Raw genomic sequence first — 22,084 nt, 5'->3', positions numbered from 1 at the left:
GGCCTTTCTTTTGGTGACTTTTCTTTGGCCACGCAAAGAAAAGTCACTCGCCACAGCCCGAAGGGCGGGCGAAACCCCTTCGAGGGCAAGGCCCTCGTGTTCAAGATCCCCGTCGTAGGCAAGGAGCTAGACTGAGCTCCTCCAAGTGGGCGGGCGAAACCCCCGTGCGGCGCAGCCGCATCAGAGGGCTGGCCATAGGCCAGGCGCCAGCGTGCCTCTACTCGGCAGACGCCGCCATCTCCTGGCACTGGCTATCGGGCTGGCCATAGCGCTCCAGCAGGGCCTCTTTACCCTTGGTCCAGAGGGAGAGGTTTTGCCCCTCGTACTTGGCGCCGCTGGCGGTGCGCACGTTGAAGGCGAGCAACTGCCGGGGGGCGGCCCCTTTGTCGCTCAGGTTGATAACGGCGGCGCGCTGGGCCGTCTCGTTGTAGAAGTAGACGGTGAGCCGGGTGTCGCCGCAGCGATAGCCGACCGGGGCGGGCACGGTCACCTGGCCGCCCTTGATCTGCAGCTCTGTGATGCGGGTGAGGTAGTTTTGCTCGACGCAGGCGCGCATGTCGCTTCCCTTCCAGCACTCGTTGCGCCCTTTTATCCAGCCGCGCTGCATCGCCTTCTCCCGCTTCTTCTCCTCGTCGCTCATCTGCGCGATGGCCTTGGGCCAGAGGGTGCTGAGCCGGTTGTCGAGGCGGGCGAGGGCGTCATCCTTGCAGATAAGCTGCTCCACCTCGCCGCTTGCCTTGGCGCAGTCGAAGGAGGGGGCGGCCAGGGCCGTACAGGAGAGGGGCAACAGCAAGGCGACGAGGGGGAATTTCATAGGGAGAGGCTCCATCGGATAGGTGGCATCAGGCTACTCCAATTCGCGCCCGCTGGGCAGGGGCGGCTGCCCATGGTGCGAAGGGAGGTGTCGGGCTGGCTTGGGTCGAGGGCGCTCGGGCTGGTATCCTGCCCGCACTGTGTGGAGGAACCCGATGAAAGAGAAGCTCTTTTCCTGGCTGACCGGGCTCGGTCTCGAAGTCAGTGGCCTGGCGGGGGTGGTGATCGCCCTGGCCTTTATCCTACTCACCTCTTTGCTGCTGCACCTGCTGTTGCACCGGATCTTGCTGGTGCGCCTGCTGCGCTTGGTCGAGCGTTCGGGTCTGGTGTGGCTGCCGGGGCAGATGCAGCAGAAGCTGTTCAACCGGCTGGCCTTCGTGTTTCAGGGCATAGTGCTGCTGGGACAGGCGGAGATCTGGCTGCCACGCGGCTCGGACAGCCTGGCGACCATCGTCATCTCGACCCAGGCCTGGATCCTGCTCTCCTTGCTGCTCTCCCTCTTCTCTTTGCTCGACTGCCTGCTCTTTGTCAGCCGGCGTACCCGGCTCGGCAGCGATCTGCCCCTGCGCGGCATCTTTCAGGGGGTGAAGCTGGCCGCCAGCATCATGGTGGGGATCCTGATGCTCTCCCTGCTGCTCGGCAAGTCACCCCTGTTCCTCTTCAGCGGCCTGGGGGCCATGACGGTGGTGCTGATGCTGGTCTTCAAGGATCCCATCCTGGGGCTGGTGGCGGGGATCCAGCTTTCGGCCAACCGCATGCTGAGCGTGGGGGACTGGCTGCAGATGGATAAATACGGTGCCGACGGCGAGGTGACCGATATCGGGCTCACCACGGTCAAGGTCTCCAACTGGGACAAGACCATCACCACCATTCCCACCTATGCCCTCATCTCCGACTCCTTCAAGAACTGGCAGGGGATGACCGAGTCGGGGGGGCGGCGCATCAAGCGCAGCATCAACATCGACATGACCAGCGTGCGCTTCCTCGGCCAGCACGAGATCCAGGCCCTGCGTCAGGCGAGCCTGCTGGCCCCCTATCTGAGTCGCAAGGAGCAGGAGCTCAGCCACTACAACCAGCAGCTCACGGAGGCGCTGGCCAACCCCATCAACGGGCGCCATCTCACCAATCTGGGCACCTTTCGCGCCTATCTGGAGGCCTATCTGAGGGCCAACGAGCGAATTCGTCAGGACATGACCCTGATGGTGCGCCAGCTTGCGCCCACGGGGGAGGGGATCCCCCTCGAGATTTACTGTTTCACCGCCACCACGGCCTGGGGCGAGTACGAGGGGATCCAGGCCGATCTCTTCGACCACCTGCTGGCGGTGATCGATCAATTCCATCTGCGCCTCTATCAGGCGCCTACAGGTCACGACATGCAGGGGTGGAGTCAGGGGCGCCGCTCGGCAGCCTGATCAGCAAGAGGGGCCGATGGGCCCCTCTCTGGTTTCAGGCGATGGCCAGGGTATGGCGGCAGCGCCAGGCCCGCTCGTGGAAGAAGAAGATCAGGGTGTTGACGGCGGGCTCGACCAGGGCCATGAGACCGCCGGTGAGCAGCTCGCCGCTCAAGAGCCAGGCCACGGTGAAGGCGACCGAGAAGTGCACCAGGGCAAAGCTGGCGGTCTTGGCCTGCAGGCTGTGGCGAGGCTTGAGCCTGTGCCAGCCGAGGTCGTGAAAGTAGAAGGCCACCGTATTGACCATGGGCTCGATCAGGGCGATCAGGCTGGCGATGAGCAGCTCGCCCGTCAGCAGCCAGGCCAGGGTAAAGGCGACGGTAAAGTGCAGTCCGGCGAAGCTGATGGTCTTTTTCATGGTGGTCTCTCCCTCTTTGCTTGCAGGCAAGTATCCACCAATCAGGCGCTAAATGATATCCATTCTCATCTATTGGCTCGTTCGGTCTCGCCTATCGATGACCAGCCCCCATCCTGGGGAGGCAGAGCCGGGGCGGGGATGGCACCCTGCTCATCTCTGATGGACGCGAGGAAAAGGAGAGCCTGTGGATATAAATGCGACCCTGCTGGGGCAGGTGGTGTTGCTGACGATGGGGCTGTTGTCGGTGCTGGGGTGGTGGGTGGCGCGAAATCGCTGCGATGCGCCCCTGCTGGTGGGGCTGGTGATCGGCCTGCTCGCTCTGGTGCCACCGCTGGGGCTATTGGGGCTGCTGTTGGTATTGCTTAAAGACAGCCGCACCTGAAAGGGCGGCGTCACCTCTCACTGTGGACGGCGGGTCGTGGCGCCGGGGAGCGGGCTCTGATAGGGTGCCCACGCCTTGCTCCCAGGAGGGATGATGAAACTCTCTCAACTCAACGCCTTTCGCGCCATCGTCGAGTGTCAGACGGTGACCGCCGCCGCCGAGCGCCTCAACCTGAGCCAGCCCGCTGTCAGCCGACTGCTGAGCGCCCTCGAGGGGCGCCTCGGCTTCACCCTGTTTGTGCGCAAGAAGAATCGCCTCGAGCTCAGCGACGAGGGGCAGGCCTTCTATCTGGAGGTGGCCCGGGTGTTCGAGGCGGTGGCCGGGCTGGATCACGCGGCCGACGCCATTCGTACCCGCCACTTTGGCTCCCTCAACATCGCCGCCATGCCGCTGCTCTCCAACGCCTTCCTGCCCCGGGTGGTGGCGGGCTTCCTGCGCGGTAGCGAGGGGCTCAAAGTGGGGCTCAAGACCTACCGCTCCGAGGAGGTGCTGCGCCGCATCCAGAGCCAGACCACCGACATCGGGGTTGCCTTCGTGGAGGGGAGCTGGCCCGGGGTGCAGGCCCAGCGGGTGAGTTGCGAGAGCGTCTGCCTGCTGCCGGCGAGCTCCCCCCTGGCGGCGCTGACGGCGCTGGATGTGGCCGATCTGGCGGATCAACCCCTCATCCGCCACGAAAAGGATCCCCAGCAGCGCCGGCTCGATGCCCTGCTGCATCGCTATGGGCTCACCACCCGCCAGCAGCTGGAGGTGTCGCTCGCCAGCACGGCCGCGGCCCTGGTGCGCGAGGGGGTGGGGATGGCGGTGACCGACCCCTTCACCGCCACCCTGGCCTGCGAGCAGTCGAGCCTGGTGATGCGCCCCTTGCGCTTCTCCCTGCCGTTCGAGTTCGACATCCTCTATCCGGGGATGAGGCCCATCCATCGCCACGCCGAGCAGTTTGTTGAGCGCTTCTGGCTGCTGGCCGACGAGCTGGGGATCTTGCTCCATATCGGGGCCATCCGCGAGCTGGGGGATGCGCCGGATCACAGTTAGCCGCTCTGGCCAGGTTCAGTGGGTAAACGTTTTTATCCTTGTTTTTCAGTTGGTTGTATCGCGCCGCCCGGTCACCATGCGCTTTTTGCATGGTGCCCACCGCCTTCGTCATTGGAGGGGCGCGATCCTGCGCTCCTACTCTGGGCCCTCACCCATGAGGAGGAGTGCACACATGCGAGTATCGATCTTCGGCTCGGGCAACGCCGGGCTGACGGCGGCCTACCACCTGACCCTGCAAGGGGCGAGCGTCTGCCTGTTTGGATCCGAGGGGTTTGACGGCCCCCTGGATGAGATTGCCGCCGCCGGCGGCATCCGGGCCCTGGCGGAGCATAACGGGGTCGCCTTGACCTACGCCGGTTTTCAGCCCGTCGAGCGCCTCACCCGCCGGGTGGAGGAGGCGGTGGATTACGCGGATATCCTGATCCTGCCGGTTCCCTCCTTTGCCCAGGAGCCCCTGTTTCGCCAGATGCTCCCCCACCTGCGTGACGGCCAGCTGATCCTGCTGATGCCGGGCAACTATGGCTCTTTGGTGCTCAAACGCATTCAGCAGGAGGAGGGGTATGGCCATCTCGATCTCACCTTCGTCGATGCCATCTCCATCCCCTGGGCGACCCGCATCGTCGGCCCGGCCGAGCTCGCCATTCTCGGCATGAAGCGCTTCTTGCCCCTCGCCGCCCTGCCGGCGAGCCGCACCGACGAGGCGATCGCCCGGCTGCAGCCGCTGATGCCCCTGCCCCTCACCGCGCTGCCCAACGTCATCAGCGCCGGGCTCGAAAACATCAACTTCGGCGGCCACCCCCTGCTGACCACCCTCAACATGGGGCTGCTCGAGAACTTTGGTGGCGAGTTCAACTACTACAAGGATTGCTGCTCTCCGGCCACCGCCCGCGCGGCGGCGGCCATGGAGCAGGAGCGTCTGGCGGTGGGGCAGGCGCTGGGGCTGAGGCTGGTGCCCGAGCTTGAGGCGATGAACGCCCTCTACCAGATGGAGTGTCAGAGCGTCTATGAGGTGAACCGCACCTCCGAGACCCACGGCAAGCTCAACAGCGCCCCCGACTCCTCGGCGAGCCGCTACATCACCGAAGATGCCGCCTACCTGCTGGTGCCCTGCTACGAGCTGGGCCAGCTGACCGGGGTCACCACCCCGCTGGTGGAGTCCTGCCTGCGCATCGACGGGGCCTATAACGATACCGACTACTTCCGCGCCGGCCGCACCCTCGAGAAGATGGGGCTGGGGGGGATGACGGTTAACGAGATCATGGCCAAGGTGGCCTGAGCATGGCGGGGGGCCCGGCCCCCCGCGAAGGAGCAAGACGATGACCCGATTCAAGTTTCCCTCTGCCTATACCATCCTGATGCTGCTCACCGTGCTGATGGCCACCCTGACCTGGGTGATCCCGGCCGGCCAGTACCGGATGGAGAAGAACGAAACCCTGGGGCGCATGGTCCCCGTGGTGGGCTCCTACGCCCCCGTCGAGGCCAACCCCCAGGGGCCGCTTGAGGTGATCATGGCCCCCATCCAGGGCTTCTATGATCCCGCCGACTATGCCGCCCGGGCGGTGGACGTGGCCCTCTTCGTGCTGGTGATCGGCGGCTTTCTCGCCGTGGTGACCCGTACCGGCGCCATCGACGCCGGGATCAGCGCCACCATGGGGCGCCTGGCGGGGCGTGAGAAGTGGATGATCCCCATTCTGATGGGGCTGTTTGCCCTGGGGGGCACCGTCTATGGCATGGCCGAGGAGACCATCCCCTTCTATGCCCTGCTCATCCCGGTGATGATCGCCGCCGGCTACGACAGCATAGTGGGGGTCGCCATCATCATGGTGGGGGCCGGGATCGGCTGCCTGGGGTCGACCATCAACCCCTTCGCCACCGTCATCGCCTCCAATGCCGCCGAGATCAACTTTATGGAGGGGGTCTGGCTGCGACTGGCCATCCTGCTGCTGGGCTGGCTCGCCTGCGTCGTCTATGTGATGCGCTATGCCGAGCGGGTCAAGCAGGATCCCTCCCGCTCTATCGTCGCCCGTCAGCGGGAAGAGAACCTGGCCCACTTCCTCCACTCCCGTCAGGAGCAGGCGCCCGAGCTCACCCCCATCCGTCAGGCGGTGCTCTTTATCTTCGCCGTCACCTTCGCCGTGATGATCTGGGGGGTCTCGGTGGGGGGCTGGTGGATGGCCGAGCTCTCGGCCCTGTTCCTCGCCTCGAGCGTGGTGGCCGGCCTGGTGGGTCGTCTCAGCGAGGTGGAGCTCACCGAGAGCTTCGTGGGCGGCGCCCGGGATCTGCTGGGGGTGGCCCTCATCATCGCCATTGCCCGCGGTCTGGTGGTGGTGATGGACAGCGGCAATATCACCCACACCATACTGCACTACGCCGAGGGGCTGCTGGCGGACCTGCCCAAGGTCGCCTTTATCAACGCCATCTACTGGGTAGAGGCGGTGCTCTGCCTGGTGGTGCCCTCCTCATCGGGGCTGGCGGTGCTCTCCATGCCGGTGCTGGCGCCGCTGGCCGACTTTGCCGGGGTAGGGCGGGATCTGGTGGTGACCGCCTTCCAGTCCGCCTCGGGCCTGCCCAACCTGGTCACCCCCACCTCGGGCGTGGTGATGGGCGGTCTGGCCATTGGCCGGGTAGCCTACGGGGACTGGCTGCGCTTTATCGGCCCATTGCTGGGATTCCTCACCCTGATGGTGATGGCCCTGCTGAGCCTGGGAGTGCTGCTGGGGTAAGGTTGGAACACTCATCGTTGGTCATAAACGAGCGAAGCCCCGTGAGGGGCTTCGTCTATTGGTGTCAGGGGGGCGCTCGGCCAAGCTCCTTGCCTGTGGCCAGCCCTTTGATGCGGCTACGCCCGCCCACTTGGAGGAGCTCGGCCAAGCTCCTTGCCTATGGCAAGCATCACAATCCCAGCGGGATTGCCGCTATGCGGGGTTTCGCCCGCCCTTCGGGCTGTGGCGAGTGACTTTTCTTTGCGTGGCCAAAGAAAAGTCACCAAAAGAAAGGCCAACCCCGCCAATCCGACCGCGGTGCGGTTGCCCTCAGGTTGGTCGCCAGGTCGGGCGGAGCGCCGCAGATGGGGCATCCATGCCCCGCTGCGGCTGCGCCATCATCCCTGATGGCGCTCCTGACCTTGCTCCCACCCCTCGGCGGATTGGAGGGGGAGCCAATACCCTGCCCACCTGCGATTGTGTTGGCCGCGACAAGGAGCTCAGAAAGGTGGGTGTCCCATTTGATTTTTCCTGACCTTGCTACCACCTCTCGGCGGATTGAAGGGGGAGCCAATACCCTGCCCACCTGCGATTGTGTTGGCCGCGACAAGGCGTTCAGAAAGGTGGGTGTCCCATTTTATTCTTTACTACCTCGTCTGAATATTCTGAGGTTAGCTCGTATATGACATCTATCATGCGGTTAACGTGGGGCACATTTTCGTCAAAATACTTCTCTAACCAATGCGAAATCATATCGCTTACGTTCTTTGAGAAACCTTCACCAGAATACCGATGCTGACCTATATTCCATAGTGCTGTTGCCACATCATAAACTAACTCTTTTTTAGAAGAGCACTCAGAGTTCAATATTCTCTCAGCGAGGTTATTCCCTTCTTCCTCTGTAATTGAACGCTCTAATTTAAGAGCTTCTTCTAGCGGACTCACTCGTTTCTCCTAGAGCACATAACGCCCTGTTAAGGTGTGAGCAACGCAATACCGATTGTTTCCGCAAACCACCTAAAACACGAAACGCAACGCATAGCAAAAATGCCAAGCGTTGCGAATCACTCTTAAACAGATTGTTAAGCGCACTCTAGCGCTGAAGGCAAGGATTTAGTATACAAAACATCCAGCTCTTCGTTCCAAAGGTCTCCAGCTTTCATACACTCAATTAATTCAATAAAACTACGATCACTAAGTAAAATGGTAGCAGTAGATGCTGAATAAACTGCGTTAGGTAAGCATTCTACTAAAAGCCCCTCTACTAGCACAATAAGACGATTTTTCGTTCGTACATCATTTTTCAGATTATATGCTTCATACCTTTCCCAGCAAGTTTCAATCATACTTTGAATTTTTTCGCCTAGAAGAAATCTACTCATTACAAGTCTCTCAGAATGATTGAGATTGAGTACATCGATAGAACACTTACCTTTTTCAGTTTTTCCCTTAAGTCGGTAAAGCCTCATAGAGAGGTGATCAGATGGTTGATCCACGTAAGGGTTTATAATAGGTTCACTAAGTACATTATGTGTACTTTTAGATCCGTTACACTTTTTACATGATGGAAGCAAATTTTCCCAATCAACTACCTTCTCTGGGTTGTTTTTTTTATCTTCAAAATGTTCGACTTCCATGTAATTACTTTCTGAAGTCAATGAGCATTCGCAGTAGGCACATTTCCCATGGCTGGATAATAGTAGTGCTGATTTTATATGGTCGTTATTCCAAACGCTTTTTTTGCTCGTATTGAACTCTTCTGTAAGTGCACGCACTTTTTCTTCCGTTAAAAAGGCAGGCTTCTCTATCCTCTGCAACTTTATCATTCACAACCCTCTTTGATGGAGAGTAGTTCAAGTCTCAATAGCTTCCTAATATAATTGTTAGGATGAATTAGTTTATCTAACTCATTATATAGTTTTAACGCAAGAGCATATTCTTCTTGTTCTATAGCATTTTCAAAACTGCCCAACATCTCTTTATACGTACTTGTACGTGTGTCTTGCATTCCCATTATATCAACTAAAACCTCTTCCACGGTCCAGCCTTGGAATCCATATTCATCACCATTTACATCTCTTTTACTCACTTTCCCATTCGACAACTCTAATGCGATGATTTCATTAGGCTTCGCATTCTGTAGGACATGTGGACTGTGAGTCGATGTAATAAACTGAATACTAGGAAACACTTCAACCAAGATCTTGGCAATTTTTGCTTGCCATTCTGGATGTAAATGCAGCTCTAGCTCATCAATTAATATTACACCATCAAACTCATCTGCTTTTATGGGAGGATTTTTAAACCTCAACTCTATGTCTTTGATGATTCCGAATATAATTGAGAGACAAGATTTAAAACCTGACGAAAGATATTCATAGTATATTTCACCACTCGGTGAATTAACCATAATTTCATTTGAGGACGCAATCACCTTGCTAAAGGTGAACTCTGGGTTCAACAAAGCAAAGCTTTGTTTAGCCAATTCAAGATTATGTAGTTGTACATCGGTCAGAGCTCCTGGGTGCGCAGAATAAAGATATCGATTTACAAACCAGTTCTTTACTTCGTTTATTTTTACACCAGACTTTGCTTCTTCGTACAACACATGAATTTGCTTATCTGTATCTTTGCTAACTGCATTGAGTGGTTGATAGCTAAATGTTCTTGATACTTTAAGCGAAAGTAACTTATCAGATAGTTGATGAAGCCCTCGAACCTGTGACTCTTGCTCTGGTGAAAAATCGACAATATCAACATGAGATTCAAGCATACTTCCATTGTGCTCAATTGACGCAGTAAACTCACCATTGTCACTGCCTACATGCTTCTTCAGAATGTTCGTACTATTCCATGCAAATGAATGGGCTACACATTCAAGAATGGTTGTTTTACCAATTCCATTCGGACCACATATAAAATTCATATTATCGTCGAAATCAAGGTGGAGACTCTCTATACCGCCAATACCCTTGATATCTATAGTTTTTATTTTCATAGTTACCTAATTTGATAAATTTGACTGTGCGCTTAACGCCGCATTAAGGTGTGAGCGACGCTTGGCTATACTTGAGCGAAGCGAAACTGCCAAGCGTTGCGAATCACTCTTAAATGCTTTGTTATGCCTACTTTTCGACACCTTTTGCTTCATTAATTCGAGCAACTAACGCTTCAATTGAAGCTTTCTTCTCTGGGTAAAGCTCTTCAAGAATGTGTTCAAAGATTCGATAACCATCAACAACATCCGACTTTCTAACTTGATACCCAGAATGTGTACCATCATTTCCAAGCCATCGAATTGCATTGGCAGGCTCAATAATTTTCCTGTAATTCTCTGGTAATGAACTAATTCGTTTTGCGAGCGGTAGAAAGTTACCTTTTGCATCGACTGATGCGACTTCCATTTCACTTAACAAAACCTCCAAAGCCGCACGTAAGGTGCTTAAACTTGTGCTAGGTGAAGAGAAAAAGGTTGAAAAAGACACTTTTAATGCTTCTTTTACACCTTGAGGGGTATCTTTTGGCAATTCGAATATTTGTAATGGAGGTTGAAAGTATTTAGCTTCAAAATTTTCAAACCAATCCCACTCTCCAGAACCATCATCCAAGTACTCTTGCGAAACATCTCCTGTGCCGACACATACAACTCCACAACCGCAAGTAGGCACTGCGCATTGCATGTTTAAAGTAAATACATATTCTATCCATTCAGGATCAAACGCTGGATGGTTAGGATCAATGGGAACCTTGTATTGCTTTTTAAATCCGTCTTTCACAGCAGTTAAAGAATTTGCTCCACACTCTGGACAAGGCCAAACTGGATAATTTTCATCCCTAAAATAGGGGGCAAACAAATCTATATTCATAATCACATTTCTCATCAGTAGGCATAACAGTGATTAGATGGAAGGCGGTACTAATCCGTTAGCAGAGAATTCCATCTAACTCCGCAACATCTGCATCGCCGCCAAGTAAAAATCATAATTAAATCATAATGTTATCCGTTTGCTTCTTATGCTGGGTGTATTCGCGTGATTTCCTCTTTTTGCGCCACCATGACGGCTGTGTAAAAAAACAGTACATGGGGTGCTCATTGAAAGCCCCGCCAAACCACGCCAACGCGAACAGCTCAGAAATAAACATGAGGTCGTCACCATGTTGAGTCGGTCGTTGTGGGCAGCTCCTGCTGATCCATTCCATCCGGCAAGGCTACCGCCCCTGAATGACAGCCTCCAGTCTGCTGCTGTTAACCTGCGATGTTGCGTAGGCCTGGCTCATGGGTGACTCCGGTGAGTCGGTTGCCAAACGGCTATGTTAGCGAGTGGAGCGGGGGAGGGAAGCAGGAGACGATGGTTTCCTGAGCAAGATCAATAAATTAATCACCAGCGCGTAGTGTGGGGTATCACAACATCGATAGAGCGTTAGAGGGGCAGGGTATTGGCTCCCCCTTCAATCCGCCGAGGTGAGGGTGCAAGGCCAGGGACGATCAGTGGCTACATCAATGCATCCCGTATCGGTAAGAGTATCCGTGGGGCACGGTATTGGTTCCCCCTCTGATTCGCCGAGGTGAGCCATCAGGCCAGGTCGCGAGACAGGGATGTTGAGCGAGAGGCGGCGGTCCAAGGATGGACCGTCGGCGCGTGCCGTCGGCCTGATGGCTGAGGCGAGGGTACTCGACGAAGGAGAGCGAATCGGCGGGGGGTGGCCTTTCTTTTGGTGACTTTTCTTTGGCCACGCAAAGAAAAGTCACTCGCCACAGCCCGAAGGGCGGGCGAAACCCCGCATAGCGGCAATCCCGCTGGGATTGTGATGCTTGCCACAGGCAAGGAGCTTGGCCGAGCGCCCCCTGTGTGCGGCACAGCCGCATCAAAGGGCCTGCCATAGGCAAGGAGCTTGGCCGAGCGCCCCCTGCGTGCGGTGCAGCCGCATCAAAGGGCCCGTCATAGGCCAGGAGCTTGGCCCGAGCGCCTCACTCCTCCCGGCGACTCAGCCACTCCACCCGGTACCGGGCGCCGGCGCCCTGGGCCAGCCTGGCACAGAGGGGGTTGAGGAAGGCCTCGATCTGCTCGTCCAGCATCCAGGGGGGGCTGACGATCACCATGCCGGAGCCGTTCATGCCCCAGTCCGGGGTCTGGCCGGCCACTTCCAGCTCGGCCACCAGCACGTCCCCAAAGCCGGCCTTGGCGATGGCGCTGAGCATGTCGCGGGAGCGATCCGCCTCGTGCCCGAGGATCGGATACCAGACGGCGTAGATGCCGGTGGCCCAGCGCTTCTGCGCCTTTTTCAGGGTGTCGACCACCCGGAAGTAGTCCTCTTTCAGCTCATAGGGGGGATCGATCAGCACCAGGCCCCGGCGCGGGGTCGGCGGCAGCAGCCCCACCAGCCCCTCGAAGCCGTCCCTGTGGTGCACCGCGACCCGCTCGTCCCCTTCCATGTTGCCGCGCAGGGACTCCACCTCGTTGTTGTGCAGCTCCATCAGCACCACCCTGTCCTGCTCGCGGGTGAGGCGGCGCGACAGCTCGGGGGAGCCCGGGTAGTAGGTGAGGGTGCCGTCGTCGTTCATGGCGCGCACCGCCCCCAGGTACTCCTCAATGCTCGCCCAGCGCTGTGGCTCGTCCCACAGGCGGCCGATGCCGTCCGCATACTCGGCCTTTTTTTGGGCCCACTCGCCGCGCAGGTCATAGAGACCGCCGCCGGCGTGGGTGTCGAGCACGATGAAGGGTTTCTCTTTTTTCTTCAGGCTCGCCAGGATCAGGGCCTGCACGGCGTGTTTGAGAACGTCGGCGTGATTACCGGCGTGAAAGGCGTGGCGATAGCTCAGCATGGGCTCTCTCTATAAAACGGGTACCTGTGCCAGGGGCACTGAGGTGCTTAATGGGGCGGGCGCAAGTGCCCGGGCCGGGTCGCGCCGAACTCGGCGAGCCGGGGGCCAAGGCCCAGGGTCATCAGATAGTGGCAAAGGGCGCCGCCGATGGCGAGTTGGCCCGCCGGGGCCAGGCCGGCGGAGGTCAACAGGCGCGTCTGCTGCTCGCGTTCCAGGGCCAGCTCGTGGTCCAGCAGGGCCCGGTAATCGCACTCGGCAAGCTGCGCCTTGAGGCGCCGGCGCAGGGCGCGAAACTCGCCGAGCACGGCCTCGAGGGGGGCGATGGCCGCCTCGAGAACATCCAGGGGCGGCGCCGCCTCGCCCGCCTCGTCACACCAGGCGAGCAGCAGGGCCAGGTTGACGCTGCCGCCAGCCTGTTGCAGCGCCAGCCAGCTGGCGGGGGCGCGGCCGTAACGCTCGGCCGCCCAGCTCCAGAAGGCCTGCACCGTGGGCCAGTTACTCGGCGGCAAAGGCCTGCTCCATGGTCTCGAGCTCTTCCGAGAGGCTCATCCACTCGAGCTCGACCCCCTCCAACTCCTCTTTGAGGGGCCCCTGGGATTTGAGCAGCGCCGAGAGTCTGCCCTTGGCGCTCTCCTCATAGATGGCCGGGTCGGCCAGCTGGCTCTCTATCTCCCCCAGCTTGCCTTGCAGCTTCTCCATGCTCGCCTCGAGCTTCTCGAGTTTCTGGCGCAGCGGCCGGGTCGCTTGCCGGAACTCCGCCTCGCGGCGCTTCTGATCCTTGCGGGCCAGGGCCGAGTTGGCCGAGGCCGGGGCGTCGGCGGGCCTGGCGCTCGCCTCTTTATCCTGCTCGCCGAGCCACTTGTGGTAGTCGTCGAGATCCCCGTCGAAGGCCTCGACCCGGCCGCCGTGGACCAGGTAGAAGTCGTCGGTGGTGGTGCGCAGCAGGTGACGGTCGTGGGAGACCACCACCATGGCCCCCTCGAAGCCTTGCAGGGCCAGGGTCAGGGCGTGGCGCATCTCGAGATCCAGGTGGTTGGTCGGCTCATCGAGCAGCAACAGGTTGGGGCGCTGCCAGGTAATGAGGGCCAGCACCAGGCGCGCCTTCTCGCCACCCGAGAAGGGGGCCACCTTGTCGAGCGCCTTGTCGCCGTGAAACCCAAAGCTGCCCAGGTAGTTGCGCAGCTCCTGCTCGGGCTTGTCCGGCGCCAGACGCACCAGGTGATCGAGGGGGCTGTCGTCCAGGCGCAGGGTCTCGAGCTGGTGCTGGGCGAAGTAGCCGATGCTCACCCCGGCGCTCACCTCGAGCTTGCCCGACAGCGGCGCGTTGGAGCCCGCCAGCATCTTGATAAAGGTGGACTTGCCCGCCCCGTTGCGACCCAGGAGGCCGATGCGTGAGCCCGGCACCAGGTTGAGTTTGATCTTCTCCAGGATCACCTTGTCGCCGTAACCGGCGCTCAAGTTCTCCATGGCGATCAGCGGAGTCGGCAGGGCGGCGGGATCGCGAAACTCGAAGCTGAACTCGGAGTCGGCGTGGGCCGGCAGGATCTTCTCCATCCGCTCCATGGCTTTGAGGCGGCTCTGGGCCTGGCGCGCCTTGGAGGCCTTGTAGCGGAATCTGTCCACGTAAGATTGCATGTGGGCGATCTCGCGCTGCTGCTTCTCGAACATGGACTGCTGCTGGGCCAGCTGCTCGGCCCGTTGCAGCTCGAAGTCGGAGTAGCCGCCAGTGTATTCGTTGAGCTTGCCGTTCTCGATGTGGATGATGCGCCCCACCACGGCATCGAGGAAGTCCCGGTCGTGAGAGATGAGGATCAGGGTCCCCTGATAGCTCTTGAGCCACTTCTCCAGCCAGATGACGGCGTCCAAGTCCAGGTGGTTGGTCGGTTCATCGAGCAGCAGCAGATCGGAGCGGCACAGCAGGGCCTGGGCCAGGTTCAGGCGCATGCGCCAGCCCCCGGAGAAGCTGCGCACCGGCGAGGCGAGCTGCTCGTCGCCAAAGCCCAGGCCGTGCAGCAGTTCGGCGGCGCGGGCGCGGATGCTCCAGGCACCTATGGTGTCGAGCTGGCCGTGCAACTCGGCCACCTGCATGCCGTCGTCGGCGGCCTCGGCCGCCTTGAGCCTGGCCTCCAGGGCGCGGTACTCCCTGTCCCCGTCGATGACGTAGTCGAGGGCCGAGCACTCCAGCGCTGGCGTCTCCTGGGCGACACCGGCAATCTGCCAGCCACTGGGCACGCTGCAGGAGCCGGCGTCCAGGGTCAGCTCGCCGCGGATCAGGGCGAAGAAGGTGGACTTGCCACACCCGTTCTTGCCCACCAGGCCGACCTTGTGGCCGGGGTGGATGGTGGCGCTGGCGCCATCGAGCAGCTTGCGGCCGCCGCGGATCAGTTCGACTTCACTGGCAACTATCATGGGGCTTCTGGGTACCGGAAAGGGGTCGGAAAAAACGCGAGAATCTTACGTGAAATGGCTCCGCTTTGCACTCTGGCCCACAATTATGAAAGCCGGCGCTTGGTCAGTCGCCTGCCGGCAGTCGTAGAATGGAACCCACAACAAGCACAAACAGGAAGCTTCTATGCGAGTCGCAGAGATGATGTCTGGCAAACCCATCGCCGTCGGGGTGGAGGATTCACTGTCCCAGTTGAGTGAGCTGCTGCAATCGGTCACCTTTCACCACTTCCCGGTGCTGGCCGGTGGGGAGCTGGTCGGTGTCATCAAGGACACCGACATCTATCGGGCCATGGTGCTGCAAGGAGAGACAGGCGCCCCCCTTATCGCCTCCCAAATCATGACGGCCCACCCCATCACGGTCGGGGCGCGCATGTCGGTGCAAAGTGCCGCCAGCCTGATGCTGAGCGAGGGGGTCTCCTGCCTGCCGGTGCTGGACAATGCCGAGTTGATCGGCATCGTCACCTGGAAGGATATGTTGAGAGTCTGCGTCGAGAGCGACTGCTTTCAGGGCTGAAGGGGCTCGACGGTGAGCCGGTGTGAGTCGGTTCCCGTGATACGCACCCGGCTGCCGGCCGGCAGGCTCTGATCGCAGCGCACCGTCCAGACGGTGTCGTCCAGGTGCACCCGGCTCTGCCCCTGTTCGACCGCCTCGATCAATACCACTTCCCGTCCCACATACCCCTGCAGCCGCTGGTTGATCCCGGCGGCTGCGTCTTTGGGCGCCCGATCGCGCCCGTGCTGCCAGCGCCACCAGAGCCAGGTGGTCACTATGCTCTGGATGGCGAAGAGCAGCCACTGCCCCTGCCAGCCGAAGGGGACGATGAGCAGCAGGAGCCCCACCTCGAGGGCGGCAATGCCGGTCCAGAGAAACAGACCGACGCTGCCCAGCACCTCGATGGCGAGCAGGGCAAAGCCCAGTCCCAGCCAGTGCCAGTGGGAGAGGGTGGCGAGCCACTCCATCATGATTTTTGCTCCCCGCGCTTGCCGATCAGCTCGCCGATGCCGCCGATGGCGCCGATGAGCTGGCTCGCCTCGAGCGGCATCATGACTATCTTGCTGTTCTCGCTCTCGCCGATGCGGGTCAGCGCCTCTGTGTATTTCTGGGCCACGAAGTAGTTGACCGCCTGCACGTCACCCTTGGCGATCGCCTGGGAGACCATCTCGGTGGCGCGGGCCTCGGCCTCGGCGGCCCGTTCGCGCGCCTCGGCGGCGAGGAAGGCGGCCTGGCGTTCCCCCTCGGCTTTGAGGATCTGGGACTGCTTCTCCCCCTCGGCCTTGAGGATCTTCGACTGGCGCACCCCTTCGGCCTCCAGGATCTCGGCGCGCTTCTGGCGCTCGGCCTTCATCTGGGCGTTCATCGCCGCCACCAGATCCGTGGGCGGCTGCACGTCGCGGATCTCGATACGGGTCACCTTGACCCCCCAGGGGGCGGTGGCGGCGTCCACGGTGCGCAGCAACTTCTCGTTGATGGTGTCGCGCTGGGAGAGCATCTCGTCGAGCTCCATGGCGCCGAGCACGGTACGGATATTGGTCATGGTCAGGTTTCTGATGGCGCTCATCAGGTCATTCACCTCATAGGCGGCCCGGTGCGCCTCGACCACCTGCACGAAGCTGATGGCGTCGATGGTGACGTTGGCGTTATCCCGGGAGATCACCTCCTGGGAGGGGATGTCGAGCACCTGCTCCATCATGATGATCTTGTGGCCGACCCGATCCACGTAGGGGAGGAGCAGGTTGAGGCCCGGGGTCAGGGTGCGGGTGTAGCGGCCGAAGCGCTCCACGGTCCAGTTGTAGCCCTGGGGCACGATCTTGATACCGGCGCTCAGGGTGGCGATCACCAGGATCACGAAAATCGCCAATACAATCAGGGATTCATTCATCATTTGGCTCCTTTTTGGCTGATAGGGGCAGCTTATACCTCCAGAGGGGAGAGGACCACTCCGTATTCGGGCACCAAGATGGGAGGATTGCACCAACGTGGTGAGCTATCGCCCCGGCGCGGCGCCCCGCCGCCGCCGTGCCCGATTGGCGCGCCCCTTGCTTGCGCTTTGGCTGATCAGATGACAATTGGTCGCGGCCGGCAGGCCTGTGACCAGAGTGGCAATGACAACGGCGTCTGCCCCCCCGGGGGGCGGGCGCTTTTTTTATGGGGAGAGGCGAGATGCGAAGTGTGTGTGCCTACTGCGGCGTCGGCTGCGGCGTTCGGGTTGAGCGGGAGGGGGAGGCCTGGCACCTCTCGGGGGATGAGGCTCATCCGGCCAACCGGGGGGCCCTGTGTATCAAGGGGGCCAGCCTGATCGAGAGCCTCGATATCCCGAGGCGGCTGCTCTATCCCCGCTGGGGGGGCGAGCGGATAGGCTGGGAGGCGGCCCTGGATCGGCTGGCCGCAGAGCTGACGCGCATCATCGGCGAGTCGGGGCCAGAGAGCGTGGCCCTCTACCTCTCGGGGCAGCTCACCTGTGAGGATTACTACGTGGCGAACAAGCTGATGAAGGGATTTATCGGCTCCCCCCACGTGGATACCAACTCGCGCCTGTGCATGGCCTCGGCGGTGGTGGCGCACCAGCGCGCCTTCGGGGAGGACCTGGTGCCCGCCTGCTACGAGGATCTGGAGCTGGCGGATCTGGTGGTGCTGGCCGGTGCCAACACGGCCTGGACCCACCCTGTGCTGTTTCGTCGTCTGCAGCAGGCCAGGGAGCGGCGCCCGGCCATGCGTCTGGTGGTCATCGACCCGCGCCAGACCATGACGGCGAGCCAGGGAGATCTTCACCTGCCCCTGCGCCCGGGCAGCGATCTTGCCCTCTGGAGCGGATTGGGCCGTTATCTGCTCGACGAGGGGCTGTGGGACCGGGAGTATGTGGCTCGTCATGTGGCCGGTTTCGATGCCCTGGCCGCCACCCTGGACGATCCCCGCTGGCGGCCGGAGGCGGTGGCCGAGGCCTGCGATCTGCCGCTGGCGGACTTGCTCGGCTTCTATCGACTGTTTGGTGCCACCGCGCGCACCCTGACCCTGTTTTGCCAGGGGATCAACCAGTCCCGGCAGGGGGTGGATCAGGCCGGCGCCATCATCAACGCTCACCTGCTCACCGGCCGCATCGGCAAACCGGGGGCGGCCCCCTTCTCCATGACCGGCCAGCCCAATGCCATGGGGGGGCGCGAGGTGGGGGGGCTGGCGACCCAGCTCGCCGCCCACATGGGCTTTGACCAGGAGAGTCGGGATCGCCTCACCCGCTTCTGGGGCGCACCCCGGGTGGTGACGGGGCCTGGGCACAAGGCGGTGGCGCTGTTCGAGGCGGTGCATCGGGGTGAGATCCGCGCCCTCTGGGTGCTCGGTACCAATCCGGCCGCCTCCCTGCCCGATACCCTGCGGGTGCGCGAGGCACTGGCGCGCTGCGAGCTGCTGGTGGTCTCGGAGATCACCGACCAGAGCGACACGGCCGGCTTTGCCCACCTGCTGCTCCCCGCCGCCGCCTGGGGGGAGAAGGGGGGGACGGTCACCAATTCGGAGCGCACCCTGAGTCGCCAGCGCCCCTTTCTTCCCCCTCCCGGCGAGGTGCGTCCCGACTGGTGGGCCCTGACCCAGGTGGCGCGCCGCCTCGGCTTTGAGCAGGCCTTCCCCTATGAGCACGAACACCAGATCTTCTGCGAGCACGCGGCCCTCTCGGGCTTCGAGAACCGGGGGGAGCGCCACTTCGACATCTCGGCCCTGGCCACCCTGACCCGGGAGCAGTACGAGGGGCTCGAGCCCCTCTCCTGGCCGGTCAACCGGGCGCACCCGGCAGGATGCCGGCGTCTCTTCGAAGATGGCCGCTTCGCCACTGCGGACGGGCGAGCCCGGCTGGTGGTGCCGGCTGAGCCGGGGCCGGTCACGCTGGCACCGGAGCCGCTTGGGGAGACCCCGGCGCCGGGGGTGGGGCTGCTGCTCAACTCGGGGCGGCTGCGGGATCAGTGGCACACCATGACCCGCACCGGCCATGTGGCCCGTCTGCAGGAGGCCGAGCCCTGGCCCACCCTGAGGCTGGGCGCCGCCAGCCTGCGGACCCTGGGAGCCGAGCCCGGGGATCTGCTGGTCATCGAGAGCGAGCAGGGGCTGGCCCACGCCCTGGCCGAGCAGGACGAGGGGCTGCGGGAGGGGGAGGCTTTTATGCCGATGCACTGGAGCGAGGCCCATGGGCGGGGGGCCGGGGTCAACCGGCTGGTGGCACCCCGGGTCGATCCCCTCTCGGGCCAGCCCGCCTTCAAGCAGAGTCGGGTGTGGGTCAGCGCCCGCCCCCTGCTCTGGCAGGGGCTCTGGCTGGGCAGCGAGCCCTGGGCCCACCCGGTACAGTGGTGGGCGCGGCGCACCCTGGGTGCGCACGGGGGCGCCCTATGCCAGTGGCTGGCGAGCTGGCAGGAGAGCGAGGCACAGAGCTGGGGCCGGCTCAACCGTGCGGGCAACTGGCTGCGGCTGCCCCAGGCCAGGGGCTGGCTGGCCATCGAGCTGCGCCAGGGGCGCATCAACAGCCTGCTGTTGGTGACCCCGAGCCCCCGCTCGGTGCGCATCGATACCCTGGCCAGCCTGCTTGGGGCTCCGCTGCAGGCCGATGCCCTCATCACCACCCTGGATCAGGCCCTGGCCGGGGCGAGCCGGCTTATCTGCTCCTGCCTGCGGGTGAGCGAGCGGCAGATCCTGGCGGCGATCGAGGAGCAGGGGATCGGGGAGGTGGCCGGGTTGCAGGCCCTGCTCGGTTGCGGTAGCAACTGCGGCACCTGCCTGCCCGAGGTGGCGCGCCTGGTAGAGCGCCACAGGCCCGACTAGCCCCGACTACCCCCTTGTATATAAAAAGGGGGTAGATTCAATAAGTTGGTCTCCATGTTGCGTTGTCCTCCGACCACAACCCGTGACGGAGGCGCCATGCACTCACCCCAGCAAGAGACAGCCTGCGTGCTGATCCACGCCGATGAACCGGGCCAGGCCAACCGCCTGGCCGGGCTCTGCAGCCACTATGGCTATCAACCCCGTATTCTCGACCGTCGCGCCCTGCTGCAGGCGCAGGGAGAGGCGGCGGGCCTGATGATCAGCTGTCGCCAGATCACCGCCGAGCTGCGCCTGGCCTTGAAGGCGCGCCCCGACCTGCCGCGGGTGCTCTTTTGCGAGCGCATTCCCGCCCGTGAGCAGGAGAGCCTGATGGGGGTTGGGGTCTGGCTGGTGCCCCACGGCTGCGGCGAGCGGGAGAAGATAGCGGCCTGGCTCTCCCTGGCGCGCCAGCTCACCTTGCTGCTGGCCGAGGGGGCAGAGCGGGAGCAGGGGCTCACCCGCAGGCTCGAGGAGCGCCGCCTGGTGGAGCGGGCCAAGGGGCGGCTGATGCGCCAGCATGGGTTGGGAGAGGAGGAGGCCTACCAGCTGCTGCGTCGGGCCGCCATGGCCCAGAGCAAGAGCCTGGGGGAGCTGGCTCGCCAGCTCCTGGCCGGATAACCGATTTGGTGCAGCCGTGACCCGATTTGGCGCAAGGGGCGGCGGTGGGCGCGAAGCAAGCGGTGAGGAGCCGGCTCGCAGGGGCAGATTGCCGAGCTGGCACGGTAAATGAATAGTCGATAACGGTTACTCAGGCGGGCAAGACCCGCCATCGATGGCCTGTCACAGGCCGGGCAATGTCGCCCCACCGATCCCGTATCGGTGGGGCTTTTTTTGTGCCGTCATCCGGGGCAACGGTGTCCCGCCTTGACGGACTCAGGGAGGAGCGAGGATGAGCATAAAGAGATGGGGGGCGCTCTGTGCCCTGTTGCTGGGGGCGGTTGCCCACGCCGAAGTGGGACCGCCGGAGAAGGAGGCGCTGCGGCTTGGCTTTATCAAGCTGACCGACATGGCTCCCCTGGCGGTGGCCTATGAGAAGGGCTACTTCGAGGAGGAGGGGCTCTACGTGACCCTGGAGCCCCAGGCCAACTGGAAGGTGCTGCTCGACCGGGTCATCGGTGGCGAGCTCGATGGCGCCCAGATGCTGGCCGGTCAGCCCCTGGCGGCCCATGTGGGGATTGGCACCCGGGCCGAGCTGGTCACGGCCCTGTCGCTCGATCGCAACGGCAACGCCATCACGGTGGCCAACGCGGTGTGGCAGCAGATGCAGCCGGCGTTGGCCGGTCACACGGGGCCGGTGAGCGCCGCCTCCCTCAAGCCGGTGGTGGAGCAGTACCGCAGCCAGGGCAAGCCCTTCAACATGGGCATGGTGTTTCCCGTCTCCACCCACAACTACGAGCTGCGCTACTGGCTGGCGGCGGGGGGGCTGCATCCGGGTTACTACGCCCCGGCGCGGGGGGACAACACGGGTCAGCTCGATGCCCAGGTGCTGCTCTCGGTGACCCCGCCGCCCCAGATGCCGGCCACCCTGGAGGCCGGCACCATCGCGGGGTACTGCGTGGGTGAGCCGTGGAATCAACAGGCCCTGGCCAAGGGGCTGGGGGTGCCGGTCATCACGGATGCAGAGATCTGGGACTCCAACCCCGAGAAAGTACTGGGGGTGACCCGCGCCTTCGCCGAGCGCTACCCCAACACCCATGTGCGGCTGGTCAAGGCGCTGCTGCGGGCCGCCCGCTGGCTCGACGAGGGGGAGAATCGCAACCGCCCCGAGGCGGTGACGCTGCTGGCCCGTCCCGACTACGTGGGGGCCGACCAGCCGGTGATCGCCGCCGCCATGACCGGTTCCTTCCGCTACGGCAAGGAGGATGTGCGCCCGGCCCCCGACTTCACCCTCTTCTTTCGCCGTCACGCCAGCTACCCCTACTACTCGGATGCGGTCTGGATGCTGACCCAGATGCGTCGCTGGGGGCAGATCCCGACCGGCCAGAGCGACGCCTGGTATGACGCCGTGGCCCGGGCCGTCTACCGCCCCGAGGTCTATCGCCAGGCCGCCGAGGCCCTGGTGGCCGAGGGCAAGTTCAAGGCCGGGGAGTTTGTGGATTTTGCCAGCGAGAGCGGCTATCGCCCCGCCGAGTCGGGCTTTATCGACGGCCATACCTTCGACGCTCGTCGTCCCAACGACTACCTCAACCAGTTTGCCATCGGCCTCAAGGGCGATGAGCGGGTGCAGTAAGCAAGGA

General features: G+C 62.0%; 20 protein-coding genes. 9 read left to right on the top strand and 11 right to left on the bottom strand.

Annotated elements, in window-relative coordinates:
* Positions 1-217: 217 nt before the first annotated feature.
* Entirely contained in the window at positions 218-814 is a 597-nt protein-coding gene (locus tag BN1133_RS18780; protein ID WP_050667969.1) for an MliC family protein, read from the bottom strand.
* A 154-nt stretch (positions 815-968) separates the two neighbouring features.
* Here BN1133_RS18780 and BN1133_RS18775 point away from each other — a divergent pair, with 154 nt between their 5' ends.
* On the top strand, positions 969-2,225 hold the full coding sequence (locus BN1133_RS18775) for a mechanosensitive ion channel family protein (protein WP_050667968.1): 1,257 nt from the start codon (positions 969-971) through the stop codon (positions 2,223-2,225).
* Positions 2,226-2,259: 34 nt separating this feature from the next.
* On the opposite strand, the gene BN1133_RS18770 is transcribed toward BN1133_RS18775, so the two are convergent.
* A complete protein-coding gene (locus BN1133_RS18770; RefSeq protein WP_050667967.1) occupies positions 2,260-2,622 on the bottom strand; it encodes a DUF2061 domain-containing protein in 363 nt (120 codons plus the stop codon).
* A 184-nt stretch (positions 2,623-2,806) separates the two neighbouring features.
* Between BN1133_RS18770 and BN1133_RS18765 the strand changes: the two genes are divergently transcribed.
* The 4 genes from BN1133_RS18765 (at position 2,807) to BN1133_RS18750 (ending at position 6,759) form a co-directional block, all read left to right on the top strand.
* Complete coding sequence (locus tag BN1133_RS18765; RefSeq protein WP_050667966.1) at positions 2,807-3,004, top strand: hypothetical protein; 198 nt, start codon at positions 2,807-2,809, stop codon at positions 3,002-3,004.
* A gap of 93 nt (positions 3,005-3,097) precedes the next feature.
* Positions 3,098-4,036: a LysR substrate-binding domain-containing protein gene (locus BN1133_RS18760; RefSeq protein ID WP_050667965.1), complete on the top strand. Its 939-nt coding sequence runs from the start codon at positions 3,098-3,100 to the stop codon at positions 4,034-4,036.
* A gap of 172 nt (positions 4,037-4,208) precedes the next feature.
* Positions 4,209-5,312, top strand: a complete 1,104-nt coding sequence (locus BN1133_RS18755) for an NAD/NADP octopine/nopaline dehydrogenase family protein (RefSeq protein WP_050667964.1) — start codon at positions 4,209-4,211, stop codon at positions 5,310-5,312.
* 40 nt (positions 5,313-5,352) lie between these two features.
* Positions 5,353-6,759 (top strand): YfcC family protein, encoded by a 1,407-nt coding sequence (locus BN1133_RS18750; RefSeq protein WP_050667963.1) that lies wholly within the window; start codon positions 5,353-5,355, stop codon positions 6,757-6,759.
* Between the two features lie 594 nt (positions 6,760-7,353).
* Here BN1133_RS18750 and BN1133_RS20215 read toward each other — a convergent pair.
* The 7 genes from BN1133_RS20215 to BN1133_RS18730 all read right to left on the bottom strand — a co-directional run bounded on the left by BN1133_RS20215 (position 7,354) and on the right by BN1133_RS18730 (position 14,971).
* On the bottom strand, positions 7,354-7,683 hold the full coding sequence (locus BN1133_RS20215) for a hypothetical protein (RefSeq protein ID WP_153006730.1): 330 nt from the start codon (positions 7,681-7,683) through the stop codon (positions 7,354-7,356).
* Positions 7,684-7,820: 137 nt separating this feature from the next.
* Positions 7,821-8,564, bottom strand: a complete 744-nt coding sequence (locus BN1133_RS19900; protein WP_082178063.1) for an HNH endonuclease — start codon at positions 8,562-8,564, stop codon at positions 7,821-7,823.
* Positions 8,561-9,736 carry an AAA family ATPase gene (locus BN1133_RS18745; RefSeq protein ID WP_050667962.1) on the bottom strand — a complete coding sequence of 392 codons (1,176 nt, stop codon included), beginning with the start codon at positions 9,734-9,736 and terminating at the stop codon, positions 8,561-8,563. Before BN1133_RS18745 ends, BN1133_RS19900 begins: the two co-directional genes overlap by 4 nt.
* Positions 9,737-9,863: 127 nt before the next feature.
* Entirely contained in the window at positions 9,864-10,604 is a 741-nt protein-coding gene (locus tag BN1133_RS19895) for a DUF4145 domain-containing protein (RefSeq protein WP_197273687.1), read from the bottom strand.
* A 1,103-nt stretch (positions 10,605-11,707) separates the two neighbouring features.
* Positions 11,708-12,562: a 23S rRNA (adenine(2030)-N(6))-methyltransferase RlmJ gene (locus BN1133_RS18740; RefSeq protein WP_050667961.1), complete on the bottom strand. Its 855-nt coding sequence runs from the start codon at positions 12,560-12,562 to the stop codon at positions 11,708-11,710.
* 47 nt (positions 12,563-12,609) lie between these two features.
* Complete coding sequence (locus BN1133_RS18735; protein WP_050667960.1) at positions 12,610-13,071, bottom strand: DUF2390 domain-containing protein; 462 nt, start codon at positions 13,069-13,071, stop codon at positions 12,610-12,612.
* Complete coding sequence (locus BN1133_RS18730) at positions 13,058-14,971, bottom strand: ABC transporter ATP-binding protein (RefSeq protein WP_050667959.1); 1,914 nt, start codon at positions 14,969-14,971, stop codon at positions 13,058-13,060. Before BN1133_RS18730 ends, BN1133_RS18735 begins: the two co-directional genes overlap by 14 nt.
* 163 nt (positions 14,972-15,134) lie before the next feature.
* Between BN1133_RS18730 and BN1133_RS18725 the strand changes: the two genes are divergently transcribed.
* Positions 15,135-15,524: a CBS domain-containing protein gene (locus BN1133_RS18725; RefSeq protein WP_050667958.1), complete on the top strand. Its 390-nt coding sequence runs from the start codon at positions 15,135-15,137 to the stop codon at positions 15,522-15,524.
* Here BN1133_RS18725 and BN1133_RS18720 read toward each other — a convergent pair.
* Together BN1133_RS18720 and BN1133_RS18715 are read right to left on the bottom strand one after the other, a co-directional pair.
* On the bottom strand, positions 15,515-15,973 hold the full coding sequence (locus BN1133_RS18720; protein ID WP_050667957.1) for an NfeD family protein: 459 nt from the start codon (positions 15,971-15,973) through the stop codon (positions 15,515-15,517). The genes BN1133_RS18725 and BN1133_RS18720 overlap by 10 nt on opposite strands.
* Positions 15,970-16,890 carry an SPFH domain-containing protein gene (locus BN1133_RS18715; protein WP_050667956.1) on the bottom strand — a complete coding sequence of 307 codons (921 nt, stop codon included), beginning with the start codon at positions 16,888-16,890 and terminating at the stop codon, positions 15,970-15,972. Before BN1133_RS18715 ends, BN1133_RS18720 begins: the two co-directional genes overlap by 4 nt.
* A gap of 281 nt (positions 16,891-17,171) precedes the next feature.
* Here BN1133_RS18715 and BN1133_RS18710 point away from each other — a divergent pair, with 281 nt between their 5' ends.
* The 3 genes from BN1133_RS18710 to BN1133_RS18700 all read left to right on the top strand — a co-directional run bounded on the left by BN1133_RS18710 (position 17,172) and on the right by BN1133_RS18700 (position 22,077).
* A complete protein-coding gene (locus BN1133_RS18710; protein ID WP_050667955.1) occupies positions 17,172-19,808 on the top strand; it encodes a nitrate reductase in 2,637 nt (878 codons plus the stop codon).
* Between the two features lie 96 nt (positions 19,809-19,904).
* Entirely contained in the window at positions 19,905-20,465 is a 561-nt protein-coding gene (locus tag BN1133_RS18705) for an ANTAR domain-containing response regulator (protein WP_050667954.1), read from the top strand.
* Between the two features lie 271 nt (positions 20,466-20,736).
* A complete protein-coding gene (locus BN1133_RS18700) occupies positions 20,737-22,077 on the top strand; it encodes a CmpA/NrtA family ABC transporter substrate-binding protein (RefSeq protein ID WP_050667953.1) in 1,341 nt (446 codons plus the stop codon).
* Positions 22,078-22,084: the final 7 nt, after the last annotated feature.

The organism is Aeromonas schubertii, from assembly GCF_000820105.1.
Classification (GTDB): domain Bacteria; phylum Pseudomonadota; class Gammaproteobacteria; order Enterobacterales; family Aeromonadaceae; genus Aeromonas; species Aeromonas schubertii.
Note: the sequence above shows the minus strand (reverse complement) of the source record. Positions and strands in the feature narration are given on the sequence as shown.